We start from the raw sequence: 10,085 nt of genomic DNA on the forward strand, positions 1-10,085 counted from the left end.
ACTATTTAGTGTTTGAGTCGAAACCCATGACGCTTTAATTCTAATTTGGCAATCATGGTTTTATGCACTTCATCAGGACCATCAGCTAAGCGCAGCGCGCGAGCTTGCGCAAAAAAGCTGGGCAACATCGTATCTTGGCAAACGCCCATACCACCATGAATCTGAATCGCCATATCGACTACTTCTTGCAATACCGTTGGCGCCACAACTTTGATGGCTGATATCTCTGTCAATGCAGCTTTAGTCCCCTGCGCGTCCATCTTTTGGGCAGCATATAAGGTAAGCAGACGTGCTTGATCGATTTTGATACGTGCCTCGCTAACACGTTCGAGGTTACCACCTAGTTGCAATAGTGGCTGACCAAAGGCAGTACGTTCCATACCGCGTTTCACTGCCAATTCTAAAGACTTCTCCGCTGCACCAATACAGCGCATACAGTGATGAATGCGACCTGGTCCTAAGCGACCTTGAGCAATCTCAAAACCCATACCTGGGCCACCAATAAAGTGACTGACCGGCACGCGCACATTATCGAAGCTAACTTCTCCGTGACCATGAGGCGCATCATAATCACCGAACACTTTTAGCATACGCTCAATATTGACGCCAGCGGTTTTCGCTGGTACTAGTACCATAGAGTGTTGATGATGACGGTCTTTAGTCTCATCAGGGGTATAAGCCATTACGATTAATACATCAACTGCAGGATCACCCAGACCTGACGACCACCATTTGCTACCATTAATGACAATTTCGTCACCTTCTACCACTGCCGTCGCTTGCATATTGGTCGCATCACTTGACGCCACGTCAGGCTCGGTCATACAAAATACCGAGCGGGTTTTACCTTCTAACAATGGTGTGAGCCACTCGTCTTGCTGCTCCTCAGAACCATAACGCCATAGCAGCTCCATATTGCCACTATCTGGCGCATTGCAGTTGAAAACATAAGGAGCCAATAAGCTGCGTCCTGTCAACTCTGCAATTGGAGCATAGTCAGTGACAGATAATCCAGCGCCTAAGGTATCATCAGGTAGAAACAAATTCCATAATCCAGCTTCACGTGCCTGCTTACGTAGACTTTCGTATTTTTCCGGCCATTGCCAGTTTTTCCAATTACCATCGGGGTTTTGCTCGTGGCAATCTTGCCAAAACTGCGCTTCTATCGGCTCAATTTGAGTGGTAATAAACTCTTTAACCTGCTCATACATAGCTTGACCCTGTGATGTAGCAGTGAACATAACGGTAGCGGTGTCTGTAGACATGATTATTATCCTCTTCCTTGTTGGGTTTCTTAATAAAACTCGATTTCACTCGTACAGTGTACGTACGTTTACTATTTTTCGTCTGCTACATTTATAACATAGCCATTATCAATAAACAGTAAAAAAGGCGCGACCGACTAGGCCACACCTTTATATTTACTAAATGAATTTGCTAGATCAATAGATGATTTTAGCAGTAATTTTATGCTTTATACTTTCATAAAACCGCTAATATTTTATTTTAAAATATTTAAACGACTATTGAAATCAAAGCGCATCAAGGCATCAGGAAGCTTGTCAGCAGCCATGCTCAAAGTCGCTTCTGCCGCCTGCGACAGTCCTAACTTTTCTGCCAAAGTTGGCTTTTGGCGTGAATGCAGTGCATAGACTTCATTATTAGCCATCAGCTCTAAAAGATAGCTATCTGAGGTTTGCAGCTTGTCAACCAGATTGAGATGTAGCGCGTCTTCGCCATACCAATGCTCACCAGTCGCCACTTTATCTAAATCTAGTACTGAACGGTAACGATTGACAAAATGCTTAAACAGCTCATGCGTTTGCTCAAGCTCTTCTTGGTATTTGGCACGGTCTTTAGCATCGTTTTCACCAAAGACTGTTACGGTACGTTTGTAATCACCAGCGGTAAACATCTCATAATCAACATCGTGGTTTTTGAGCCATTTATGAAAGTTTGGCAGTTGTGACACCACACCGATTGAGCCGATCACAGCGAACGGTGCTGCTACTATATTGTCAGCGACACAGGCCATCATATAACCACCACTGGCGGCAACTTTATCCACACATACAGTCAACTTAAGACCCGCATCTTTTAGCCGTGCTAGCTGCGCTGCGGCAAGCCCATACCCATGCACCAAGCCGCCAGGAGATTCAAGACGTACAACGACCTCATCGCCTTCGTTAGCCGTACTTATCAGCGTACTGATCTCCTCACGCAAATGCTTGACAGCAGACGCTTTGATATCGCCATCAAAGTCGATCACAAATACCTGTTGGCCTTTATTTTTACCTTTGGCTTTATCCTTTAGAGCTTGCTTGGCTTTTTTGGCCATACGCTTTTTAAGCTGTTTTAATGCAGCTTTGCCTTGTGTCGCTTCCATCAAATCTTGGCGACGTTGTTCTTGGTTTTTATTTAGATGAATAACTCTGAGTTCTACTGGGTTTTTGGAAGGATGAAATAACATGAAGCGTTTTCCTTAAATAAGAGGCTAGAGTATGAAGATAATAGGGTTAGCGTTAGCTTGATATGCGCACTTTATAGACGGTTTTCAAGCAGGGCGACGATTTTAATGGTTACTTTATAAGCTGCGAGTATAACAGTGCTTTATACATTGGTACGCTATGTTATTAGTAAAGACTGATTGCACTAGGATTGCGCAAGGACAGTTGTATAACAAAAGCACTTTAGGCATAATATGCGCTTATATCTATTTTATGCAGCCAACGCGATGAGGATTTGTCTTGATCGCGTTTTATTTGCTATTTTTTGATGACATGAATCCAACATGTATTGAGATAGCAGCGCCTGAACCAATAATTTTAATCGATAAACCATGACAGTCTTACTATGTGGCTATAACAGTCATCATAGTTTGTGCTGGGCTAAGCAAGAATAGTGATGGTTGAAATCATATAGCGATGGCTGCATTATTGTACTTTGAATTGGGCTGATAACTGGATAACTAATATTATGACGCAGAGCATTACAACAGAGAGCGAAATGGCGGTGCATAGCAAATACCGAGACGAATATTGTGGCGCTGTCACTGAGAGCCTGTTAGAACAAACTATCAGCATCGTAGGCTGGGTACATCGTCGTCGCGATCATGGTGGCGTGATTTTTTTAGACATGCGTGACCGCGCGGGTATCTTACAGGTGGTGGTCGATCCTGACACCCCAGAAGCGTTCGCTACTGCCGATGCAGTACGTCCTGAATACGTGCTAAAAATCACTGGCCGCGTACGCCGCCGTTATGAAGGTACAGAAAACAACAATATGACCAGTGGTCAGATTGAGCTATTGGGCAAAGAGATTGAAGTATTAGCAAAATCTGAAACCCCGCCATTCCCATTGAATGACGAAAACACCACCGTATCAGAAGATTTACGTCTTAAGTATCGTTATCTTGATATGCGTCGCCCGCAAATGCAAGAGCGTATGGTATTTCGCGCTAAAGCCACCTCAGCGATTCGCCGCTACCTTGACGATCATGGTTTCTTGGACGTTGAAACCCCTATCTTGACTCGTGCAACCCCTGAAGGTGCACGTGACTATCTGGTGCCTTCACGTACCCGTCCTGGTAACTTCTTTGCCCTACCGCAGTCGCCACAGTTATTTAAGCAATTGCTCATGGTGTCAGGCTTTGACCGCTATTATCAAATCGCCAAATGCTTTCGTGATGAAGACTTACGTGCTGACCGTCAGCCTGAATTTACCCAAGTAGATATCGAGACTTCTTTCTTAAACGAAGAAGAGATCATGAACATCAACGAAGGTCTAATTAAGCATTTATTTAAGACCATGCTTGATGTCGAGTTTGAAGACTTCCCACGCATGACTTATGCCGAAGCAATGCGTGATTATGCCTCAGACAAGCCTGACTTGCGTATTCCATTAAAGCTGGTTGACGTTGCAGACCTAATGAAAGACGTTGATTTTAAAGTATTTGCCGGGCCTGCGAACGACTCTAAAGGCCGCGTTGCAGCGCTACGTATCCCAGGCGGCGCTTCACTCAGCCGTAAACAAATCGATGCTTATACTAAGTTTGTTGGTATTTATGGCGCGCGCGGTTTGGCATACATCAAAGTCAATGATGCTAGCAACATCAACAACGGCGTCGACAAAGAATCTGGCTTACAGTCACCCATTATTAAAAATATGACTGATGACGTCTTGGTAAGCCTTATCGAGCGTACTGGTGCAGAAGATGGCGACATTATCTTCTTTGGTGCGGATAAAGCCAGCGTGGTAAACGATGCCATGGGTGCACTACGTCAAAAAATCGGTCTAGATTTAGACATGACTACGTGTGAGTGGGCACCGCTTTGGGTGACTGACTTCCCGATGTTTGAAGAAACTGACGATGGTAAATGGACATCAATGCACCATCCGTTTACTAAGCCTAAGGGATCAGTACAGGAGCTAAAAGATAGTCCAGAAACTGCGTTATCTATCGCTTATGATATGGTACTAAACGGTACAGAAGTTGGTGGTGGTAGCTTACGTATCAATACCTATGATATGCAGCAAGCCGTACTCGAAGCGCTTGGTATCGGTGAGCAAGAGGCTGAAGACAAGTTTGGTTTCTTACTTGATGCCCTAAAATTTGGTGCACCGCCGCATGGTGGTTTGGCTTTCGGTTTAGATCGTCTGATTATGCTAATGGTAGGTGCAGACTCTATTCGTGATGTCATCGCTTTCCCAAAAACTAAAACTGCTGAATGTCCACTAACGCAAGCACCTGCTGAAGTCGATAGCAAGCAGCTACGTGACCTTGGTATTCGTGTGCGAGAAAAAGCACAGGCCGACAGTAATAAACCTGCGCAGTAGGCCATCAAATTATGTTTAGCTATTTTTTAGCTGATAGATTACATGATTTATCACCTTGTGAGTGGTCATGAATCCATATCATATTTTTAAGTACGTGCCATTATCTGTATTGCAGATACTGGCACGTTTTGTTGCTTGGATAATCGTCAAGATACCCAGTCTGAGCATCATGCGCACTGTCAATATCAATATGGCGCTGATTGCTAATGATTTATCAAATCAGCAAAAAAAAGCCCTAACCAAAGACATTATCTATCATCAATGTTTGACTAGTATTGAGTCGATCAAAAGCTGGGCGATGCCGCCTCAATGGAGTATCAAGCAGATACGTGATGTGCATGATAAAGATATTTTACTAGAAGGGTTGGCAAGCCCTAACGGTATGCTAGCCATCGTTCCACACCTTGGTACGTGGGAGATGATGAACGCTTGGCTCAATCAGTTTGGCGCCCCAACTATCATGTATAAGCCTGTCAAAGGCGATATCACCAACGACTTTGTCCTGCAAGGCCGTTCGCGGTTAAATGCAACGCTAGTACCTACCGATGGTAGGGGCGTCAAAGCCATCTTTAAAACCCTAAAACAAGGCGGATTTAGCATTGTACTGCCCGATCATGTCCCCGATCCGTCAGGCGGCGTGGTTGTGCCTTTTTTTGGTGTTGAGACTTTGACCAGTACGCTGGCCTCAAAGCTTGCTAGCAAAACCAAATGTTCACTGGTCGGCCTATCTTGTATTCGCCGTGACGATGGGCGCGGATTTGATATTTATTGTTATAAGCTTGATGACCCATCGCTGTATGATCGCGATGCAAAAACAGCAGCTCATGCGCTCAATCTGGCCATGCAGCATATGATTGAGGATAAATGCAGCCATTATATGTGGGGCTATCGGCGCTTTAAGCATATTCCTCAACTGGGCAATCCTTATAATGCTGACGAAAAAGCCTTGACTGACTTTATTCGTACTAACCAATCTAAGCACTCTATCAATAGTAGAGATAACTAGTTCGTACGCCTACAGTTGCTAAGCTACAGACAATCATATTTATGCTAAGATTAGTAGCGACACTCAACCCTTCTTCAATACCCATACGAGTCTATTATGGCAACTGACAAAACTGAAACCTCTTCTCTTAGTCAAGTTCATACAAACGATAGTCAGCCTGAGCAGCGTTATGTCATCTGTATGAAATGGGGTGATAAGTATGGTCCAGAATACGTCAATCGATTGTACAATATGGTCAGTAGACATTTGACTTTAGACTTTCAAATGGTTTGCTTAACTGATGATAGCACAGGTATTGATCCTGCCGTAAACTGCTATCCAATACCTGAGCTGGATCTACCTGCTGGCCCAGAGCGCGGCTGGAAAAAACTGACCACCTTTAAGCCTGAGCTTTATGATTTAAAGGGAGTTGCACTGTTTTTAGATATCGATATCGTGATCGTCGATAATATTGATGGGTTCTTTACCTATCAAGCCGATCATGAAGACAGTGTCGTCATCATTCGTGATTGGAAAAAACCGTGGCGTATGATTGGTAATAGCTCAGTTTATCGCTTCAATATCGGTATGGGTACTTATCCTGACTTACTGGCAAACTTTGAGCGGAACTTTGAGACCATTCGCACACAGGTTCGCCACGAGCAAGCCTATCTTTCTAACTATCTGCGAGAACACCATCACTTAGAGTACTGGGATAAAGACTGGTGTGTCAGCTTCAAATATCAATGCATTGCCCCTATTCCATTCAATCTAGTACGTACCCCGACGCTACCTGATGGCGCAAAAATCGTCATCTTCCACGGTGAAATCAATCCACCCGATGCTATCAAAGGTGGTGGCGGTAAATGGTACCGTCATGTCAAACCAAGTCCGTGGTTAAAAGAGCATTGGCAATAAACAGATAGGACAAACCATGCAGACAGGTGACAACAGTCAAATAGATATTGTAATTGCTTGGGTAGATGGTGATGATCCATTACTTAAGCAAAAAAGAGCCTGTTATCAAAAAACAGTCAATGCCGCCTCTGAGGCCACCACTTCAACGCGCTTTGCCAGCAATGATGAGATATATTACAATATTGCTTCTATTATAAAATATGTGCCTTTTTGCCGTCATATCTATGTAGTGACTGACCAGCAGCACCCTAAGCTTATTCAAGAATTTGTGAACCAAGGCATCTGTGCGCCCGATAAAATACGTATTGTCGATCATACAGAGCTCTTTGCTGGCTATGAGCAATTTTTGCCTACCTTTAACACTCGTTCTATCGAAACCATGCTGTGGAATATCTCAGAGCTGTCTGATTACTTCATTTATATGAATGACGACTTTTTCTTCAATCAGTCTGCAAGCATTGAGGACTTTTTAGACGAAGATCATATTATTATTCATGGACATTGGAAAAATAGCGCTATTTTACAAGCCAAACTTAGGTATCGACAATCTCTCCAAAAACTAACAGGCAAGCCTGTTCAACCCAAACATACAATGGCGCAAATGCTAAGTGCCAAAACCCTTGGTATGGATCAGTTTTTTGAGATCCATCACTATCCACATATCGTCGACAAAGATATATTAAAGACGTACCTACTCAGCAACCCTAAGCTATTAACCGAGCAAATTAAATATAAATTTAGAGATGTGGCTCAATTGAACCCGATTACGCTCATGAACCATTTAAAGATACAAAAGAACGAGACTTATTTAAAATCCCCCACTTCTATAAATTATTTGAAAAATGAAAGCGGGATTGAGGACTTTGTAATCAACTTACAAAATACAGCGATTCGATACGGTTGTATTCAAAGTCTTGATTTACTAGAACAGCGTTCATATCAAACCATTACTGATGCTATGATGCACAAGTTTTCAGCCTACTTACCTTCGTCATTATTATCAAGCGACAATAAAGATAAACAAATTTAGAATAATAAATCGAATACACATTTGGAATTTTTATGAATATAACAGTAGTAGGTACAGGCTACGTAGGATTATCAAATGCTATGTTGCTCGCTCAGCATAACAAAGTGACAGCAGTTGATGTTATTCCAGAAAAAGTTGAATTGCTCAATTCAAAGAAGTCACCTATCGAAGATAAGGATATTGAAGACTTCTTATCTAACGAAAATATTGATTTTAAAGCTACGTTAGATGCCAAAAGTGCTTACAAAGATGCTGATTTTATTATTATTGCGACGCCTACTGATTACGATTCAAAAACCAATTATTTTAATACTCAAAGCGTAGAAAAAGTTATTGAACAAATACTTCTAGTAAATAAAACTGCTTTAATTATCATTAAATCAACGGTACCAGTCGGATATACTATTGAAGCAAGAAAACAATACTCTACCAATAATATTATTTTTTCTCCTGAATTTTTGAGAGAAGGAAAAGCTTTATACGATAATCTTTATCCTTCTAGAATTGTCATTGGAGAACAATCAGAACGTGCTCAGCTATTTGCAGACTTATTACTAGAAGGCGCTATAAAAAAAGAGGTGCCAATCCTTTTTACGAAATCAACTGAAGCAGAAGCTATAAAACTGTTCTCAAACACTTATTTAGCTATGAGAGTTGCGTATTTTAATGAATTGGACACTTATGCGCAGATGTTTGGACTTGAAACCAAACAAATAATTGAAGGCGTCGGCTTAGACCCTCGTATTGGTGATCACTACAATAATCCATCTTTTGGTTATGGTGGTTATTGCCTGCCTAAAGACACTAAGCAACTCTTAGCAAATTATCATGAAGTACCAAGCAACCTTATTAGAGCCATCGTTGACTCTAATAGAACTCGTAAAGATTTCATCGCGGATAAAATTATCGAGAGAAAACCACAAGTCGTTGGTGTGCATCGACTGGTCATGAAAAGTGGTTCAGATAATTTTAGAGCGTCTGCTATTCAAGGAATCATGAAACGTATTAAAGCAAAAGGCATCGAGGTAGTCGTCTATGAGCCTGTCCTAAAAGAAAAAGATTTCTTTAATTCACGTGTGATAGAGGATTTGGCAGAATTTAAAGCAATAAGCGATGTAATTATCGCAAACCGATTGTCAACTGATATACAAGATGTCTCGCACAAGGTGTTTACTCGCGATTTATTTGGGAGCGATTAATGAACATCTTAGTAACTGGTGCGGCAGGCTTTATCGGATTTCATATCATTAAAAAGCTATTAGAAAAAAACTGCTTTATTGTTGGTATTGATAACATCAATGACTACTATGATGTGGACTTGAAAAATGATCGCATAAAAGTACTAGTAGAAAACTCATCAACAGAGACTTTTAAATTTATTAAGCTTGATCTAGCTGATCGAGAAGCCATGTCTACTCTCTTTAGTCGTTACAAATTCGATATTGTTATTAACCTTGGTGCTCAAGCTGGTGTGCGTTACTCTATCGAAAACCCGCACGCTTATATGGATTCAAACATGGTAGGGTTTTTGAATGTACTTGAAGGTTGCCGACAAAGCAAGGTCAAGCACTTACTCTATGCCAGCTCAAGCTCTGTTTATGGTATGAATGTTAAGCAGCCGTTTAGCACTGGAGATCGGGTTGATTACCCTATTAGTTTATATGCTGCTACCAAAAAATCTAATGAGTTAATGGCGCATACTTATAGTCATTTATATAACATTCCAACAACTGGCTTGCGCTTTTTCACAGTTTACGGCCCTTATGGCCGACCTGATATGGCTTACTTTTCTTTTACCAAAAAAATACTTTCAGGGCAGCAGATCGATGTGTATAACAATGGTGTGATGCAACGGGACTTCACCTATATTGATGATATCGTTGAAGGCATCATTCGCCTTATTGATAAAATTCCTGTACCTCAAAAATCCTCCATTACTACAGCCCTAGCACCTTACAAGATATATAACATCGGTAATAATCAACCAGTAACGTTGCGCCGCTTCATTAGCGCTATTGAGCAAGCATGCGGTAAAAAAGCTAGAGAGAACTTGCTTCCAATGCAGCCAGGTGATGTACCGATCACTTATGCAGATATCGATGAGCTAACAACTGATATTGGCTTTAAACCTTCGATTAGTATTGAAGATGGTATTGCTAAGTTTGTAGAGTGGTATCGCTCGTATTATTCGTAAATCTTATTTGTATATCACTTTGGAATAGACTCATTGTTTCGCTAATACCAACTACCAACTACCAACTACCAACTACCAACTACCAACTACCAACTACCAACTACCAACTACCAACTACCAAC

Annotated in this window: 8 protein-coding genes; 6 read left to right on the forward strand and 2 right to left on the reverse strand. The window is 41.7% G+C overall.

Annotated features, from left to right (window positions below; translation table 11 throughout):
• Window positions 1-5: 5 nt before the first annotated feature.
• Entirely contained in the window at window positions 6-1,241 is a 1,236-nt protein-coding gene (locus ACS8FC_RS11150; protein WP_439261634.1) for an acyl-CoA dehydrogenase family protein, read from the reverse strand.
• Window positions 1,242-1,501: 260 nt separating this feature from the next.
• Complete coding sequence (sohB, locus tag ACS8FC_RS11155; protein WP_439296823.1) at window positions 1,502-2,470, reverse strand: protease SohB; 969 nt, start codon at window positions 2,468-2,470, stop codon at window positions 1,502-1,504.
• A 536-nt stretch (window positions 2,471-3,006) separates the two neighbouring features.
• Here sohB and aspS point away from each other — a divergent pair.
• The 6 genes from aspS (at window position 3,007) to ACS8FC_RS11185 (ending at window position 9,963) form a co-directional block, all read left to right on the forward strand.
• Window positions 3,007-4,836, forward strand: coding sequence for an aspartate--tRNA ligase (gene aspS, locus ACS8FC_RS11160; RefSeq protein ID WP_439296842.1), 1,830 nt, complete (start codon window positions 3,007-3,009; stop codon window positions 4,834-4,836).
• Between the two features lie 67 nt (window positions 4,837-4,903).
• The gene (locus ACS8FC_RS11165) at window positions 4,904-5,842 is read left to right on the forward strand and encodes a lysophospholipid acyltransferase family protein (RefSeq protein ID WP_439296825.1); all 939 of its coding nucleotides are present in this window, start codon (window positions 4,904-4,906) and stop codon (window positions 5,840-5,842) included.
• Window positions 5,843-6,022: 180 nt separating this feature from the next.
• Window positions 6,023-6,739 (forward strand): glycosyltransferase, encoded by a 717-nt coding sequence (locus ACS8FC_RS11170; protein WP_439296844.1) that lies wholly within the window; start codon window positions 6,023-6,025, stop codon window positions 6,737-6,739.
• Window positions 6,740-6,755: 16 nt separating this feature from the next.
• Window positions 6,756-7,769, forward strand: a complete 1,014-nt coding sequence (locus ACS8FC_RS11175; RefSeq protein ID WP_439296826.1) for a capsular polysaccharide biosynthesis protein — start codon at window positions 6,756-6,758, stop codon at window positions 7,767-7,769.
• A gap of 32 nt (window positions 7,770-7,801) precedes the next feature.
• Window positions 7,802-8,968 carry a nucleotide sugar dehydrogenase gene (locus ACS8FC_RS11180; protein ID WP_439296828.1) on the forward strand — a complete coding sequence of 389 codons (1,167 nt, stop codon included), beginning with the start codon at window positions 7,802-7,804 and terminating at the stop codon, window positions 8,966-8,968.
• Window positions 8,968-9,963 carry an NAD-dependent epimerase gene (locus ACS8FC_RS11185; protein WP_439296829.1) on the forward strand — a complete coding sequence of 332 codons (996 nt, stop codon included), beginning with the start codon at window positions 8,968-8,970 and terminating at the stop codon, window positions 9,961-9,963. Before ACS8FC_RS11180 ends, ACS8FC_RS11185 begins: the two co-directional genes overlap by 1 nt.
• Window positions 9,964-10,085: the final 122 nt, after the last annotated feature.

The sequence above is a fragment of the Psychrobacter sp. 1Y4 genome, from assembly GCF_051847555.1.